Source organism: Burkholderia guangdongensis (assembly GCF_013403875.1).
In the GTDB taxonomy this organism is placed as follows: Bacteria; Pseudomonadota; Gammaproteobacteria; order Burkholderiales; family Burkholderiaceae; genus Burkholderia; species Burkholderia guangdongensis.
The window spans coordinates 1-542 of sequence record NZ_JACBNX010000060.1; the positions used below are offsets into that span (position 1 = coordinate 1).

1 protein-coding gene and 1 pseudogene are annotated in these 542 nt (G+C 60.7%); both read right to left on the reverse strand.

Going from position 1 to position 542, the window contains the following annotated elements; genetic code table 11:
• Nucleotides 1–99, reverse strand: a pseudogene (locus tag HZI36_RS27630) (putrescine ABC transporter permease PotI); the annotation flags it as partial.
• On the reverse strand, nucleotides 96–542 hold a 447-nt coding region (locus HZI36_RS27635; protein ID WP_179405664.1), incomplete at its 5' end, for an ABC transporter permease subunit. The gene HZI36_RS27635 and the pseudogene HZI36_RS27630, both read right to left, overlap by 4 nt.

Below are 542 nucleotides of genomic sequence, written 5' to 3' on the forward strand. Positions count from 1 at the left end.
GTTGAACGAATACACCACCAGGCTGATGATCGGAATGTACAGAAACAGAAATCCCGCCGACAGCACCGCCGTCGACAAGGGTTTGCTCGGCTTGATCATTTCGCCCCCTCCATTTCCTTGTTCTGGTAGTACTGGAACAGCGCCATCGGCACCAGCAGCAGCATCACCATCGCGACCGTCACCGCCGACGCCATCGGCCAGTCCATGTTGTTGAAGAACTCATCCCACATCACCCGCCCGATCATCAGCGTGTCCGCTCCGCCCAGCAGTTCCGGAATCACGTACTCCCCCACCGCCGGAATGAACACCAGCAAGCTCCCCGCGATGATCCCGTTCTTCGACAGCGGCAGCGTGATCCGCGTGAACGCCGTCCACGGCTTCGCCCCCAGGTCGTACGCCGCTTCCAGCAGCGTCAGGTCCATCTTCACCAGGTGCGCGTACAGCGGCATCACCATGAACGGCAGGTACGAATACACCATCCCGATGTACACCCCCGCGTCGCTGTGATACAGCCGCAGCGGCGAGTGGATCAGACCGATCGC